The following is a 14,462-nucleotide window of genomic DNA, read 5'->3' as shown; positions in this document are numbered from 1 at the left end:
GCGTCCCGGGTACGGGCCGGGGCCGCCCCCGGCGCCGTGGCCTCCCCGGCGCACGGGGGCACCCTGCCCCGGCCGGGTCTGCGGGAGGGCGCGCTCCCGCAGACGGAGGGCGGCGCCTCCGGCGGTGACCCGTGACCCGTGCCCGTGCCCCGGGGTCCTCAGCCCGCGGTGCGGGTGTGCGCGTCCAGCGCGGCGCGCAGGCCGGCGCGGTCCGTGCCCAGCTTGCGGCAGGCCGCCGACAGTGCCGGGTCGGGGGCCCGCATCCGGTCGGGGCCGGGGTCCGCCCCGTCCTCCCCCGCGGCGAGCTCCGCCGCCCGGAGCTCCTCCTCCGTCGGCTCGTCCTGCCAGGACGACGCGCACGGCAGGGCCCCGCCCAGTCCGATCAGGGTCCCGGCGGCCTCCGCGGCCAGTCCGTCGGCGGCGCAGTCCCGGGCGGTGACGACGGCCTGGGTCAGCAGGTCCCGGTCGCGCAGTTCGGTGCCCGCGGCGGCGAGGGCGCGGGCCAGCTCGTATCCGGCGGGGGACGCCGACAGCACGGCCACGGCCTCGCGCAGCAGTTCCGGCCGGTCCTCGGGGGCCGCGACCTCCGCCGCCACCCGCAGGGCCTGTCCGATGCCCGAGGGGGCGCCGAAGGCGCGGGCCCCCCGTACCGCATCGGCGGCCAGGTCGCGCGCCCGTCCCGGGTCGTCGGCGGCCACCGCGCGGGCCAGGTGCAGCTGCCACGGGCACCAGGCGGGGTTCTGGATGCCGCGCGGGGTCAGCCGCCGGTCCACCGCCTCCAGCTCGATGACGGCCGCCGGGGCGTCTCCGCGGGCCAGGAGCAGTTCCGCGTACACGGTCTGCGAGTCGGGGAAGACGACCGCCGCAGGGAAGGGCTTGCCGTAGTCGTGCTCCTGCGCCAGCTCCCATGCCTCGTCGGTCTTCCCGCGCGCGAGCAGGGTGGTGACGAGGATGGCGATGGCGTACCAGTGCACGGGCGTACGGCGGCCCACCCGCTCGGCGAGCCGCAGCCCGGCCCGGGACAGCTCCTCGGCCTCGGCCAGCCGGCCGCGCCGGTAGCGGATGTACCCGCGCAGGCTCTGGGCGAAGGACAGGTGCGCCCCGCGCCAGCCCTGCCGTTCGAACTCGGCGGTGCCCGCGGCGAAGAGCTCCTCCGCCTTCCAGGGCCGGTCGGCGTACAGGTGGGCCATGGCGGTGAGGACCGGGACCTCGAAGCCGCGGTCGGCGTACGCCCAGCTGAAGGGCTCCCGCAGCACCCGTCCGGCGTGGTGCAGGACCACGTCGACGGGCTCGCCGCGCAGGCAGGCGTCCCAGGTGCGCAGCCCGATGACGTACCGCTCGGTGAGATCGCGGCCGGTGAGCCGGTCGGCGAGTTTCGCCAGCCGCCGGGAGCGGGCCGGGGAGTCGGGTTCGGCGGCGTTGAACGCGTCCCACATGAACTGCTCGGACTGCAGGCGGAGCCGGGCGCGGGCGTCCTGGGCCAGCGGGATCTCGCGGGCCAGCAGTTCGGAGGCCTCGAAGAGGTGGTCGCTGTGGGCGAGCACCTGGGCGAGGCGGGCGACGATGCCCTGGCGCAGGACCGGGTCGTCGAAGGGTTCGTCGAGGGCGGCCCTGAGGTGGTTGACGGTGTTGGCCGGTTCGGTGAGGAGGGAGGCGCAGCCGAGTTCGTACAGGACGGCGGCGCGCTCCTCGAAATCGGGGGGTTCGCGCAGGGCGCGGGCGAGCTGTCGGCGGGCGGCTTCCGGCGCGCCGGCGCGGAGGTTCTCGGCGGCGGCCCGGCGCAGGGTCCGCACCACCCAGGGGTCGTTCTCGGGGTGGGTCTCCAGGAGGTGGCGGGCGGCAGCGGAGGAGCCGAGCCCGGCGTCGACGACGGCGACGGCGGTCTTGCCGTGCAGCGCGACCCGGAGGGCTTCGGGGATGGCGCGGTAGATGGCGGTGGCGATGAGCGGGTGGACGAACTCCAGGCCGGCGTCGGGTCCTTCGCCGGCGGCGGACAGGATGCGGGCGTCGCGCAGCCGTCCGGTGGCGTCGACGGCCTCCTCGGTGCCGAGGGCGGCGACGCGGGCGGCGAGTTCGCCCGGGATGTCGGTGCCGAGGACGGCGCAGGCCCAGGCGAAGCGGACGGTCGAGGGGCCGAGGCGTTCCAGGCGGGCGACGAGGCCGCTGCCGCGCTGTGCGGCGGCGAGGTCGCGCAGCAGCGGCGCGTTGGCCTCGATCGGGAGCAGGCCCTTCTCCCGGACCTTGGCGGTGAGTTCGACTGTTTCGAAGGGGTTGCCGGTGGTGACGACCCAGGCCTCGCGGCAGAACGCGTCCTCGGCGTGGTCGCCGAGCGATTCGCGGACCAGTGCCGTGACGGCGGCCGGGGTGAGCGGTGCGAGGGCCAGGGGGCGCTGTCCCGCGCGGCCGGGCGTCGTACGGAAGGCGTCGGCGTGCGCGGGCAGTTCGTCGGGGCGGTAGGCGACGACGAGGAGCAGCGGGAGGTGTTCGGCGCGCGGTGCGTAGGCGGCGAGCCAGCCGAGGGATTCGGGGTCGGCCCAGTGGGCGTCGTCGAGGACCAGGACGACCGGGGCGCGCTGGACCACGAGGTGGGTCAGGACCCAGTCGAGGCCGTCGCGCAGGCCCTGGGGGTCGGGCGGGGCTCCCTGTTCGGGGGCGCACAGCCCGAGGGCCGGACCGACGATGGCGTACCAGCTGCCGAGGGCCGCGCGGAGCGCCTCCTCGGGGGTCCCGGCCAGCTGGGGCTGGATGAGCTGGCGGGCGACGTGGAAGGGCTGGCTCTGCTCCTGTTCGCCGCCGCGGGCGGACAGCACGGTGCAGGAGCGGGCGCGGGCGCGGCGGCGCAGTTCGGACAGGAGGGTGGTCTTGCCGAGGCCGGCCGGTCCGGAGAAGGCGAGCAGGGCGCCGCGGGCGGCCGGGCCGGCTCCGGTGAGCTGGTCCAGTGCGTCGTCCGCGGTGCCGAGTTCGGCCTCGCGCTCGATCATCGTGCGCCGTGTGCGGGTCCGGCGTTCCGTCATGGCGGGTACCCCCCAGGCCTGTTCGGGGCCTCAGCGTACGCCCGCGCGGAACCGGAGGGAGCCTGCTCCGGAAAAGAACCTGATCTTCGTATCGCGGCTCGTCCCGGGGGTGTAAGGACCTTCGCGCGCCGGTGGTGCGCGTCCCGTGCCGGGAGGGCCGTCAGTCCTGTGCGGAGCGTGCCGCGAGGGCTTCCAGGACGGCCACGGCCTCGGCGGCCCGGTCGGCGGCGACGAACAGGTGGTCGTGGTGGTAGCCGGCGATGACGTTGCAGCTCAGACCGTGTGCGCCGAGCTCCGCGGCGAAGGCGGCGGTGAGGCCGACGGCGTCGAGGGCGGAGTGGACGCGCAGGGTGATCCAGCCGGCCGTGTAGTCGTGGGCGAGGCCGGCCGCGTCGGCGTCCTCCCGGCGCAGCACCAGCGTGAGGCCCTCGGGTTCCAGGACGGTGGCGACGGGGGTGATCCCGGCCGGGACGGGGGCAGTGGCGGGGATCGTGCAGAAGACGTAGTGCCCCTCGTTCAGTTCGGGGCGCATGCCGCTCAGCAGTTTCCGCAGGTCGCTCTCTCCAGTCATGCCGTCACCCTACCTATCATCCCGATATGACCGATTCGACGCCTCCGGCGGAGAGCGTGCGCGGCGAGCGGCACGCCTCCTGGCTGGAGCTGTTCTTCGACCTGACGGCGGTGGCGGGGGTCGCCCAGCTGGCGCACCTGCTGCACGGCGGCCCCGGGTGGGACGACCTCGGCCTGTACACGGTGATGTTCCTGGCGTTCTGGACCGGCTGGATGCTGTTCACGGTGTACGGGAACGTCACCGGGGACGAGGCCCGGGTCCGGACGGTGCTGACCGGGATGTTCGGGCTGGCGGTGATGGCGGCCGCGGTGCACGGCGTGCGCGGGGACCGGGCGACGGCGTTCGCGCTCGCCTACATCCTGGTGCGGTCCCTGGCGGGCAAGGCGTGGGGGCGGCGCGGGGTGTACGTGGCCGGGCTGCCGCTCACCCAGGTCGGACTGGGGCTGGCGCCGTGGATCGTGTCGCTGTGGTGCGAGGGGCCGCTGCGGTTCGAGCTCTGGGCGCTGGGACTGGCCATCGACCTGGTCGTCATGTTCTCGGTGTCCGACGGGAAGCTGACGGCCCGTGTGGAGGCCGGGTACGAGGAGGAGGCGGCTCGGCGGCACCGGCCGGTGTCCCGGCCGGTCGCGGTGCGGATGGACGCGCCGCACCTCGGTGAGCGGCTCGGCCTTTTCGTGCTGATCGTGCTGGGCGAGGCGATCGCCCAGACGGTGTCCGCGGCCTCGGAGGCGGAGTGGGACTGGCCGCTCTACGGGGTCGGCACCGGGGCCTTCGTGCTGCTGCTCCAGCTGTGGTCGATGTCGCTGCGCAACGGGGCGTTCGGGGTGCCGCTGCTGGCGGTGGACGCCCTCCCGGTGCGCCTGGTCCTGCCGCTGCACTGCTTCACGGCCGGCTCGGTGGCGGCGCTCGCGGCCGCGCTCGGCGACTCGGTGGCCGACGCGGAGGGCGCGGTCCCGGACGCGGTGCGGTGGCTGCTGTGCGGGAGCCTCGCGCTGTACCTGCTGATCGCGGGGGTGGCGGCGCTGTGCTCGGGGCGCGGTGCGGGCCGCTCGCTGCTCCTGGTGGGCCCGGCACTGGCGGTGGTCGCGGCGCTGGGCGCGGCGGCGGGCGGCTGGCGTCCGGCGGGGCTGGTGTGGCTGCTGGTCCTGGCGCTGCGGTGGCCGCTCCTGGTGGAGCGGGCCCGGCCCTCCCGGGCGGCGGCGGGGGCGCCCTCGTAGACCTGCCGGAGCAGGGGGGCTGGGGGCTCGCGGGGCCGGGACGGCCGGCGCACCACCGGGGCTGCGGCTTCGCGCCCCGGTGGTGCGCCGCGTCCGTACGGTCGGGGGCGCTACGTGAGGTCGAACTCCCCGCCCCGCGCGTCCAGGACGAACTTGCGCCACTCGTCCGGCGCGAAGATCAGCGAGGGGCTCTCGGGGCGTTCTCCGTTGCGCATCGCGATGAAGCCCTCGACGAAGGCGATCTGGACGTCACCCGCTCCCCGGCTGGTCGACCGCCACTGCGCCTCGGTGAGATCGAGGTCCGGCTTGCCCCAGCCGGCCAGGGGCTGCGAAGTCATGCTCTCGGCCACGTGCGTGCTCCTCCCGGTACGTCGTCCGGGGGCCAGGTTATCCACCGCGTGGGGTACCGCACAGGCCACGGTGCGTCACCCGTGACCGGTACGGCACCCCCCGCGCGCCTTCCGGCCGTGCTCAGGAGGTCGGTTCCTCCGTTCCGACCAGCCACATCGCGAAGAACTGCGCGCCGCCGCCGTACGCGTGCCCGATCGCCCGGCGGGCGTCGGGAACCTGGTGCTCCCCGGCCTGTCCGCGCACCTGCAGCGCCGCCTCCGCGAAGCGGATCATGCCGGAGGCGCCGATCGGGTTGGTGGACAGGACCCCGCCGGACGGGTTCACGGGAAGGTCGCCGTCGAGCTCGGTGACCCCGGCCTCGGTGAGCTTCCAGCCCTCGCCCTCGGCCGCGAAGCCGAGGTTCTCCAGCCACATCGGCTCGTACCAGGAGAACGGCACGTACATCTCGACCGCGTCGATCTCCCGGCGCGGGTCGGTGACGCCCGCCTGCCGGTAGACGTCCGCCGCGCAGTCCTTGCCCGCCTGCGGGGACACGAAGTCCTTCCCGGCGAACAGCGTGGGCTCGCTGCGCATCGCCCCGCCGTGCACCCAGGCCGGCGGCCTCGGCGAACGGGCGGCACCGGCACGGTCCGTGAGGATCATCGCGCAGGCCCCGTCCGAGGAGGGGCAGGTCTCGGAGTACCGGATCGGGTCCCACAGCATCGGCGAGGCCTGGACCTTCTCCAGGGTGATGTCGTGCTCGTGCAGGTGCGCGTACGGGTTCTTCAGCGCGTTGCGGCGGTCCTTGTACGCCACCAGCGAGCCCACGGTGTCCGGCGCGCCGGTACGCCGCATGTACGCGCGGACGTGCGGGGCGAAGAAGCCGCCGGCTCCGGCGAGCAGGGGCTGCTGGAAGGGGACGGGCAGCGACAGCCCCCACATGGCGTTGGATTCGGACTGCTTCTCGAAGGCGAGGGTCAGGACCGTCCGGTGGACGCGGGCCGCGACCAGGTTGGAGGCGACGAGGGCGGTGGAGCCGCCGACGGAGCCGGCCGTGTGCACGCGGAGCATGGGCTTGCCGACCGCGCCGAGCGCGTCCGCCAGGTACAGCTCCGGCATCATCACCCCCTCGAAGAAGTCGGGGGCCTTGCCGATGACGACCGCGTCGATGTCCGCCCAGGTCAGCTCAGCGTCCGCGAGGGCGCGGGTGGCGGCCTCCCGGACCAGTCCGGCGATGGAGACGTCGTGGCGGGCGGCCACGTGCTTGGTCTGGCCGATCCCGACGACGGCCACCGGTTCCTTGCCCGTCGTGCTCGTCGTACTCAACGGGGGTCCCCTTCCAGGACGGCGACCAGGTTCTGCTGGAGGCAGGGGCCGGAGGTCGCGTGGGCGACGGCCCGGTCGGACTCGCCGCGGTGGATGCGGGCGGCAGCCTCGCCGATCCGGATCAGGCCGGCGGCCATGACCGGGTTGGCGGCGAGGGCGCCACCGGAGGGGTTGACGGCCACGCCGTCGCCGAGGCCGAGGACCTTGCGGAGCACGACCTCCTGAGAGGAGAACGGCGCGTGCAGTTCGGCCGTGTCCACGGGCCCCTCGAAGACCCCCGCCTGCTCGGCGGCGATCCGTGTGGACGGGGAGTCGGTGAGGTCGCGCAGGCCCAGGCCGTGGGCCTCGATGCGGTGGTCGATGCCGGTGATCCAGGCGGGCCGCTCGCACAGCCGGCGCGCCGTGTCGCCCGCGGCCAGGATCACCGCGGCGGCGCCGTCGCCGATGGGCGGGCAGTCACCGGTGCGCAGCGGGGCCACCAGGTAGTCGCCCCGGGGGACGGTCCCGGTGAGCTGGGCGTGCGGGTTGGCGCTGGCGTCGGCGCGGCTGCGGGCGCCGATGGCGGCCAGCGCCTCCTCGTCGGTCTCCCCCGCGTCGACGAGGGCCTGGGCCTGGAGGGCGGCGAGGGCCACCGAGTCGGGCCAGAGCGGGGCGAGGTAGTACGGGTCGAGCTGGCGGGTGAGCACGTCGCGCACCGACCCGGGCGAGGACTTCCCGTACCCGTAGACGAGCGCGGTGTCGGCCTCGCCGGTCTGGATCTTCACCCAGGCCTCGTACAGGGCCCAGGCGCCGTCCATCTCGACGTGCGACTCGGAGATCGGCGGCCAGGCGCCGACCCCGTCGAGGGTCATCGTGAAGGAGAAGGCCCGGCCGGCGAGGTAGTCGCTGGAGCCGGAGCAGGTGAAGCCGATCTCGCCGGCCTTCAGCCCGGTCTGGGCCAGGACCTGGTGGAGCACCGGCATGACCATTTCCACTTCGCTGAGCTCGTCGGTGCGGCGCAGGTGGTCGCTCTGCGCGAAGGCGACGACGGCGACTTCCCGTGCGTGCCTGCTCGTCCTGGCCATCAGATGAGCTCCTTGTACGCGTCGTAGTCCGCGTCCGGCTCGCCGGTGGGGCGGTAGTGGTCGGGGTGGCGGCCGCCTTCGGTCCACACCGGTTCGACGCGCAGGCCCATGCGGACCTGGTCGTACGGGATCCCGCCGATCCGGCCGTGGAGGGCGAGGCCGGCGCCGTCGAGGGCGATGTGGGCGTAGACGTAGGGGACTTCGATGTCGAGGCCCCGGGCCTTGATGTTGACGATGCAGTACGTGGTGACGGTCCCGGCCGGACCGACCTCCACGTGGTCGGTGGTCGCGACCCCGCAGGTGGGGCAGGCGCCGCGGGGCGGGACGTAGACCTTGTGGCAGGAGGGGCAGCGCTCGCCGACGGTCTTCCGTTCGGCGAGGGCGTTGATGTAGGCGGTCTGGGCGCGGCCCGGGCTGTACGTGTAGTCCAGGCGGGCCTCGGCGACGATGCCGGTGACGGCGTCGGCGAACACCCCGTCGTGCGGGGCGTCCGCGGCGTCCGCGGCGCCCGCGGCGCCCGCGTGGGGCTCGAAGCAGGCGATGTCGGTGATGGCGCCGATCCGCTCGGCGGCCCACCGCACCCGTACCCGCATGCCGGTGCGCACGGCTTCGGGGCCGGGGGCGTCGAGGGCGTGCAGGAGCGCGGTGTCCGCGCCGTCGAGGGTGACGAGGACCCAGGCGAAGGGGGTGGCGAGGGGCTGGTTCGGGCGGGGGGCGTGGTTCCAGGCCCAGGTGGTGACGGTGCCGGTGGGGGCCACCTCGACGAGGTCGCGGATCTCCTCGGCGGTGACGGGGTCGTACTCGGTCGGCGGGACCATCACCTTGCCGTCGGAGGTCCGCACCCCGAGCACGACGCCTTCGCGCAGGCCGGTGAGGAAGGCGCTCTGGACGGGCCCGAGGGACCGGGTGAAGGGGAACTCGACGACGAGGGGCGCGCGGAGCAGGTCGGGTGGGGAGGCGGCTGTCATGGCTGGCAACTCCGATGCGGTTGTTCCGGTACGGACGGACGACGAACACGAACCTCGGCCGGGCGGCCGGCCCCCCGCCCCGGTGCGCCCCGGGGCCGGGTCCGGTCCCGGTCCCGGCCGGCGCCCGGGTGGCGGGGGCCACACCGGCCCCCGCCACCCGGCGCCGGAGACGCGGGACCACACATCCGGCCCCATCGGCGTACGAGACCCAGGACCACACATCCAGCCCGCAGACGTGCGCGACGCGGAGCCACACATCCAGCCCCGCAGGTGTACGAGACGCAGGACCACGCATCCGGCCTCGCCGGTGTACGAGACGCAGGACCACACATCCAGCCCGCAGACGTGCGAGACGCGGAGCCACACATCCAGCCCCGCCGGCGTTTGAGGCGCGGGGTCCGGGGCGGAGCCCCGGTCTTGAGCCCCCGGCGGGGATCGAGGCGGGTCCGGGCTCGGAGCCCGGCGGCCCCGGCCGAGCCGGGAGGAGTCCGGGGCGCCGCCCCGACGAGCCCGGGTGCGGGCGCGGGCCGGGAAACGGGAGCGAACCCGTAGCGGGAGCGAAGCGGCGGGGCCCCGGTTACTCGCGGCGGTACACCGCGGGCCGCTTCTCCGCGAAGGCCCGCGCCCCCTCCTTGGCGTCCGCCGTGTCGAAGACCGGCCACCCCCGGAGCAGTTCGGCCGCCAGGCCCTCCCGCTCGGTCATCTCGGCGGTCTCGTACACGGAGGCCTTCACCGCCTCGACCGCCAACGGCCCGCACGCGTTGATCCGTTCTGCGATCTCCAGCGCCGTCTCCAGCGCCGTGCCGTCCGGCACCACCCGCCCGACGAGACCGATCCGCGCGGCCTCGGCCGGCGCGTACGGGCGCCCCGTCAGCAGCATCTCCAGGGCGTGCGTACGCGGGATCTGGCGGGGCAGCCGCACCGTGGAACCGCCGATGGGGAAGAGTCCCCGCTTGACCTCGAAGAGGCCGAAGGTGGCGCCCTCGCCCGCTACCCGGATGTCGGTGCCCTGCAGGATCTCGGTCCCGCCGGCCACGCAGTAGCCCTCCACCGCCGCGATGACCGGTTTGCGCGGCCGGTGGTGGCGGAGCATGGCCTTCCAGTGCAGGTCGGGATCGGCCCGCAGGCGGTCCCGGTACTGGTCGCCCGCCATGCCCTTCCCGGCGAGCGCCTTGAGGTCCATGCCGGCGCAGAAGTCGCCGCCGGCCCCCGTCAGCACGACCGAGCGGATCCCGTCGTCGGCGTCGGCCTCCAGCCATCCGTCGTACAGCCCCACCAGCAGCGGCAGCGAGAGCGCGTTCTTCGCCTCGGGCCTGTTCATGGTGAGCACCAGCGTGGCGCCGTGGCGATCCACGGTCAGGTGTTCTGTCCCACCCATTGCCGTCCTCCCGTCTCAAGACCTAGAACAGGTTGCAGTAAGGGCCGGTGCAGTTCAATAGTTTTCTGACACTCTGTCAGTTTTCTTGGGCGGCTCCCTTCCCAGTTGCGCTGGGCGGCGCTCTAATGACCGCCGAGCAGACCAGCCATGGGTCCGGCCATGGGCGCTGTCAGGGTCAGGAGGAACGGTGGAGTACAACCTTGCCGACCTGTTCGAGTCGGTCGTGGACGTGGTCCCGGACCGCGAGGCCCTCGTGTACGTGGACCACCCGGGGACCGGCGCCGAGCGCCGCCTCACGTACGCGGAGCTGGACGCGGCGGCGAACCGCATCGCGCACCACCTGCTGGACAGCGGGCTGACGGCCGGCGAGCACCTGGGCCTGCACCTGTACAACGGGGTCGAGTACCTGCAGACCGTACTGGCCTGCCTGAAGGCCCGGCTGGTACCGGTGAACGTCAACTACCGCTACGTGGAAGAGGAGCTGGTCTACCTCTACAACGACGCGGACCTCGCCGCCCTCGTCTTCGAGGGCGAGTTCACCGCACGGGTCGCGGCCGCGCTGCCCCAGACGACGGGGCTCCGCCACCTGATCCGGGTGGGCGAGGCCCCCGAGGGCGCCCCGGAGCCGTCGATCGCCCCGGTGGCGTACGGGGACGCCGAGGCGTCCGGATCACCCGCGCGCGGATTCCCGGCCCGCAGCGCCGACGACCTCTTCATCATCTACACGGGCGGCACGACCGGAATGCCCAAGGGCGTGATGTGGCGCGCGGAGGACCTGTTCTTCGCGGGCCTGTTCGGCGGCGAGCCGACGGGCGAGCCGGTGAAGCGGCCGGAGGAGCTGGCCGAGCGGGTGGCCGCGCGCGGCGCCGGGCTCACCTTCTTCCCGGCTCCCCCGCTGATGCACGGCACGTCCACCCTGACCTCGTTCATCGCCTTCAACTACGGCCAGCGGGTGATCATCCACCGCAAGTACGCGCCGGAGGAGGTGCTCCGCACCATCGAGAAGGAGAAGGTCTCCAGCGTGTCGCTGGTGGGCGACGCGATGCTCAGGCCCCTGATCGACGCCCTGAACGGCCCGCTGAAGGGCACGGACCTGTCCTCGCTGTTCAGCGTCTCCTCGTCCGGCGCGATCATGTCGGAGACCGTGCGCGCCGAGTTCCAGCGGCTGGTCCCGAACGTGATGCTCCTGAACAACTTCGGCTCGTCCGAGTCCGGGTCGAACGGCCGGGCCACGGACGACTCGGGCCCGGAGAAGGGCTTCCGGCTGGAGGTCAACGAGCGGACCCGGGTGGTCGATCCGGTGACCTACGAGCCGGTCCCGGTGGGCGTGCCGGGGCGGCTGGCCCAGCGCGGGCACGTCCCGCTGGGCTACTACAACGACCCGGCGAAGACCGCCGAGACCTTCTTCCGGAAGGGCGCCGAACGCTGGGTGCTGCTCGGCGACATGGCGACCGTGGACGAGGCCGGCATCGTGACGGTCCTCGGGCGCGGCTCGCAGTGCATCAACACGGGCGGCGAGAAGGTCTATCCGGAGGAGGTCGAGCAGGCGCTGAAGTCCCATCCGGACGTGTACGACGCCCTGGTCGCGGGCGTCTCCGATCCGACGTGGGGCAGCCACGTGGCCGCGGTGGTCCAGGTCCGGGCGGGTGCGCCGAAGCCGACCCTTGACGAGATCCAGAGCCACTGCCGCACGAGGCTGGCGGGGTACAAGATCCCGCGCCAGCTGGTCATCGCCCCCGCCATCCAGCGCTCGCCCAGCGGCAAGGCGGACTACCGGTGGGCCAAGTCGATGGCGACGGAAGCGGATTCCGCACCCGCGGGGTAGGCGGGTCCGCACCCTGCAGGGCGGGCGTCAGGACACGACGCGCCCGGGTCGGCCGGTGGACGACCGGTCGACCCGGGCGACGACGGTTGCGCCTGCGGTGGTGGGACGGTGCTGCGGGTGCTGGTGCTGGTGCTGCGGCGGCTAGCGCGGAGTCGCGAAGACCTGGACCGCACGGTCGCCGGACACCGCGACGCCGGTCTCCGTGTAGCTGCACCTCAGCATGTCGGCCTTGTGCGGGGCGCTGTTCAGCCAGCCGTCGACATGGGCCTTGGCGGTGTCGTATCCGGGCCCGGAGACGTTCTCGCCCCAGGAGCCCCAGGTGTAGCCGGCCTTCTCGATCCGCTGCGGCACGGTGGAGCCGTCCGACCCGGTGTGTCCGGTCAGATTGTTCTTGGCCATGTCCTCCGCGTGGGCCTGAGCGGCCTGGGTGAGCTGCGCGTTCTCCGCGAGCGGCTGACAGCCGGCCTTCTCGCGCTCGGCGTTCACGAGCGAGAGGATCTCGCTCGCGCTGGCCTGTTGGACGACGCCCTGGGCCGCGGGGTACGCGGCCGTGGTGACCGCGCCGGCGGCGCCGGCTCCGGCGAGCAGCAGGGGGGCCGTGCAGGCGGCCACGGCGATGCGGCGTATGCGGTGGGACCGGGTCTTCATGACGTTCCCTCGGGGTAGGCGGCAGTGGAGTGCGCCCCGTTGTCCTGCGCGTGGCCGGCGGCTACAGGCCGGCCCTCAGTTCGGCGGCCAGGGAGCGGCACCATTCGGCCAGCTCCCGGCGGTCCGTGCCCTGGCCCAGCAGCTCGGCCTGCGCCTCGGTCAGACGCAGCGGGCCGGGATCCTCCAACAGCTGCGCGACCTCGGCCAGCATGCCGAGCAGGCGCCGGGCTCCGGAGGCGCTCAGGCGTACAGATACGGCGGGATCGACTACCGACATGACCGCCGCTCCCTTCGCCGCACGGCCGCGGGGCTCTCCTTCGACCGTACGCCCGTCCCGGGTGGCCCGCCGCCCGGGACGGGGACCGCCCGTACACCGGCCGCGGAGCGGTCGAAGACCGGCCTACGACCGAACCAAGACCGGATGAAGACCGCCGATACGGCCCCCCAGAAGAGACGCTCACTCGTTCGAGTCATTGATTTACCCGGCGGGGTCCGGCAATGTACCGAATGATCGGTCGGTTGGTTTCGGATGAGGTGACGGCATGACGGCGTACGCGGATCTCCACGACGAGGGCGAGCGGCTCAGCCGCGACGAGCTGGCCGCGCTCCAGCTGAAACGGCTGCGCGCGACCTTGCACCGGGCCTACGACCGGGTGCCCTTCTACCGTCAGGCCTTCGACAAGGCCGGGGTGCATCCGGACGACTGCCGCTCGCTCACGGACCTCGCCCACTTCCCCTTCACCGCCAAGACCGACCTCCGCGACCAGTACCCCTTCGGAATGTTCGCCGTACCGCGTCCGGACGTCCGCCGGATCCACGCCTCCAGCGGCACCACCGGACGCCCCACCGTCGTCGGCTACACCGACGGGGACCTGGCCACCTGGGCCGACGTGGTCGCCCGGTCCCTGCGCGCGGCGGGCGGCAGACCCGGCCAGATCGTCCACATCGCCTACGGCTACGGGCTGTTCACCGGAGGCCTCGGCGCGCACTACGGCGCCGAGCGGCTGGGCTGTACGGTCGTGCCCGCCTCGGGCGGGATGACGGATCGCCAGGTCAGGCTGATCCAGGACTTCCGCCCCGAGGTGATCATGGTCACCCCTTCCTACATGCTCACCCTGCTGGAGGAGATGGAGCGCCAGGGCATCGATCCGCGCTCCACCTCCCTCAGGACCGGCATTTTCGGCGCGGAGCCGTGGACCGAGGAGATGCGCCGGGAGATAGAGGAGCGGCTCGACATCGACGCGGTCGACATCTACGGCCTGTCCGAGGTCATGGGCCCGGGCGTGGCGCAGGAGTGCGTGGAGACCAAGGACGGGCTGCACGTCTGGGAGGACCACTTCTACCCGGAGGTCGTCGATCCGCTCACCGGCGCGGTACTGCCGGAGGGCGAGCCGGGCGAACTGGTGTTCACCTCCCTGACCAAGGAGGCCATGCCCGTCATCCGCTACCGCACCCGGGACCTGACGCGGCTGCTGCCCGGGACCGCCCGGCCGGCGTTCCGGCGGATGGAGAAGGTCACCGGCCGCACCGACGACATGATCATCCTGCGCGGGGTGAACCTGTACCCGACCCAGGTCGAGGAGATCCTGCTGCGGACGCCCGCCCTGGCCCCGCACTTCCAGCTGCGGCTGACGCGGGAGGGCCGGATGGACGCCCTGACCGTACGGGTCGAGGCGCGCCGGGAGGCGGGGGCCGGACAGCGGGAGGCCGCGGCCGCCGCTGTGGCGCGGGCCGTGAAGGAGGGCATCGGGGTCTCGGTACGGGTCGAGGTGGTCGAGCCGGAGACCCTGGAGCGGTCGGTGGGGAAGATCAAGCGGCTGGTGGACCTCCGCGGCGCCGGCTAGCCCCTCGCCGGGACCCCGGGGCCGGGGCCGGGGGCCGGGGCACCCGACGCCGGTGTGCGGGACGGGACCACCGGACACGGCACGGGACCGCCGGACAGGGGCACGGCCGCCGGCCACGCCTCCCGATCCCCCGATCCCCCGTGCCCCCGGTCGAGCCGTCGAGCCGCTTCCCGGGGCGGGCCGCCGGGCCACCGGCCACGCTTCCTGGGCTGGGCCGCCGGGCCGCGCGCCGGCGCCTCGGGCCGGGCCTCCGCGTCTCCGGGCCGCACCCCCGCGC

At 74.0% G+C, this 14,462-nt stretch carries 12 protein-coding genes; 3 read left to right on the top strand and 9 right to left on the bottom strand.

What is annotated here, in order from left to right:
* Positions 1-158: 158 nt before the first annotated feature.
* Complete coding sequence (locus tag ACFWTC_RS04480) at positions 159-3,014, bottom strand: ATP-binding protein (RefSeq protein ID WP_384074041.1); 2,856 nt, start codon at positions 3,012-3,014, stop codon at positions 159-161.
* Between the two features lie 160 nt (positions 3,015-3,174).
* Positions 3,175-3,585, bottom strand: a complete 411-nt coding sequence (locus ACFWTC_RS04475) for an ACT domain-containing protein (RefSeq protein WP_383925181.1) — start codon at positions 3,583-3,585, stop codon at positions 3,175-3,177.
* A gap of 26 nt (positions 3,586-3,611) precedes the next feature.
* Here ACFWTC_RS04475 and ACFWTC_RS04470 point away from each other — a divergent pair, with 26 nt between their 5' ends.
* Positions 3,612-4,802, top strand: a complete 1,191-nt coding sequence (locus tag ACFWTC_RS04470; protein ID WP_384026342.1) for a low temperature requirement protein A — start codon at positions 3,612-3,614, stop codon at positions 4,800-4,802.
* A 110-nt stretch (positions 4,803-4,912) separates the two neighbouring features.
* Here the strand turns inward: ACFWTC_RS04470 and ACFWTC_RS04465 are convergent, their stop codons facing one another.
* The 5 genes from ACFWTC_RS04465 to ACFWTC_RS04445 all read right to left on the bottom strand — a co-directional run bounded on the left by ACFWTC_RS04465 (position 4,913) and on the right by ACFWTC_RS04445 (position 9,868).
* Positions 4,913-5,152 carry a DUF397 domain-containing protein gene (locus tag ACFWTC_RS04465; protein ID WP_383925176.1) on the bottom strand — a complete coding sequence of 80 codons (240 nt, stop codon included), beginning with the start codon at positions 5,150-5,152 and terminating at the stop codon, positions 4,913-4,915.
* Positions 5,153-5,273: 121 nt separating this feature from the next.
* On the bottom strand, positions 5,274-6,458 hold the full coding sequence (locus ACFWTC_RS04460) for a thiolase domain-containing protein (RefSeq protein WP_383925174.1): 1,185 nt from the start codon (positions 6,456-6,458) through the stop codon (positions 5,274-5,276).
* Entirely contained in the window at positions 6,455-7,522 is a 1,068-nt protein-coding gene (locus ACFWTC_RS04455) for a thiolase domain-containing protein (RefSeq protein ID WP_384026345.1), read from the bottom strand. Before ACFWTC_RS04455 ends, ACFWTC_RS04460 begins: the two co-directional genes overlap by 4 nt.
* Complete coding sequence (locus ACFWTC_RS04450; RefSeq protein WP_384026347.1) at positions 7,522-8,490, bottom strand: Zn-ribbon domain-containing OB-fold protein; 969 nt, start codon at positions 8,488-8,490, stop codon at positions 7,522-7,524. The genes ACFWTC_RS04455 and ACFWTC_RS04450 overlap by 1 nt, the downstream gene beginning before the upstream one ends.
* 577 nt (positions 8,491-9,067) lie before the next feature.
* Positions 9,068-9,868: a crotonase/enoyl-CoA hydratase family protein gene (locus ACFWTC_RS04445; protein WP_384026350.1), complete on the bottom strand. Its 801-nt coding sequence runs from the start codon at positions 9,866-9,868 to the stop codon at positions 9,068-9,070.
* A 187-nt stretch (positions 9,869-10,055) separates the two neighbouring features.
* Here ACFWTC_RS04445 and ACFWTC_RS04440 point away from each other — a divergent pair, with 187 nt between their 5' ends.
* Positions 10,056-11,693 carry an acyl-CoA synthetase gene (locus ACFWTC_RS04440; protein ID WP_384026353.1) on the top strand — a complete coding sequence of 546 codons (1,638 nt, stop codon included), beginning with the start codon at positions 10,056-10,058 and terminating at the stop codon, positions 11,691-11,693.
* Between the two features lie 141 nt (positions 11,694-11,834).
* On the opposite strand, the gene ACFWTC_RS04435 is transcribed toward ACFWTC_RS04440, so the two are convergent.
* On the bottom strand, positions 11,835-12,341 hold the full coding sequence (locus ACFWTC_RS04435) for a CAP domain-containing protein (protein WP_383925160.1): 507 nt from the start codon (positions 12,339-12,341) through the stop codon (positions 11,835-11,837).
* A 61-nt stretch (positions 12,342-12,402) separates the two neighbouring features.
* A complete protein-coding gene (locus ACFWTC_RS04430; RefSeq protein WP_383925157.1) occupies positions 12,403-12,618 on the bottom strand; it encodes a hypothetical protein in 216 nt (71 codons plus the stop codon).
* Positions 12,619-12,883: 265 nt separating this feature from the next.
* Here ACFWTC_RS04430 and paaK point away from each other — a divergent pair, with 265 nt between their 5' ends.
* Positions 12,884-14,185 carry a phenylacetate--CoA ligase PaaK gene (paaK, locus tag ACFWTC_RS04425; protein WP_384026356.1) on the top strand — a complete coding sequence of 434 codons (1,302 nt, stop codon included), beginning with the start codon at positions 12,884-12,886 and terminating at the stop codon, positions 14,183-14,185.
* Positions 14,186-14,462: the final 277 nt, after the last annotated feature.

Origin of the sequence: Streptomyces sp. NPDC058619 (genome assembly GCF_042717785.1) — a bacterium.
Classification (GTDB): Bacteria; Actinomycetota; Actinomycetes; order Streptomycetales; family Streptomycetaceae; genus Streptomyces.
Note: the sequence above shows the minus strand (reverse complement) of the source record. Positions and strands in the feature narration are given on the sequence as shown.

Coding starts and splice junctions, on each gene's coding strand:
- ACFWTC_RS04475 (WP_383925181.1), bottom strand. CDS start 3,585: ATGACTGGAGAGAGCGACCTGCGGAAACTGCTGAGCGGCATGCGCCCC.
- ACFWTC_RS04470 (WP_384026342.1), top strand. CDS start 3,612: ATGACCGATTCGACGCCTCCGGCGGAGAGCGTGCGCGGCGAGCGGCAC.
- ACFWTC_RS04455 (WP_384026345.1), bottom strand. CDS start 7,522: ATGGCCAGGACGAGCAGGCACGCACGGGAAGTCGCCGTCGTCGCCTTC.
- ACFWTC_RS04450 (WP_384026347.1), bottom strand. CDS start 8,490: ATGACAGCCGCCTCCCCACCCGACCTGCTCCGCGCGCCCCTCGTCGTC.
- ACFWTC_RS04430 (WP_383925157.1), bottom strand. CDS start 12,618: ATGTCGGTAGTCGATCCCGCCGTATCTGTACGCCTGAGCGCCTCCGGA.
- ACFWTC_RS04445 (WP_384026350.1), bottom strand. CDS start 9,868: ATGGGTGGGACAGAACACCTGACCGTGGATCGCCACGGCGCCACGCTG.
- paaK (WP_384026356.1), top strand. CDS start 12,884: ATGACGGCGTACGCGGATCTCCACGACGAGGGCGAGCGGCTCAGCCGC.
- ACFWTC_RS04435 (WP_383925160.1), bottom strand. CDS start 12,341: ATGAAGACCCGGTCCCACCGCATACGCCGCATCGCCGTGGCCGCCTGC.
- ACFWTC_RS04480 (WP_384074041.1), bottom strand. CDS start 3,014: ATGACGGAACGCCGGACCCGCACACGGCGCACGATGATCGAGCGCGAG.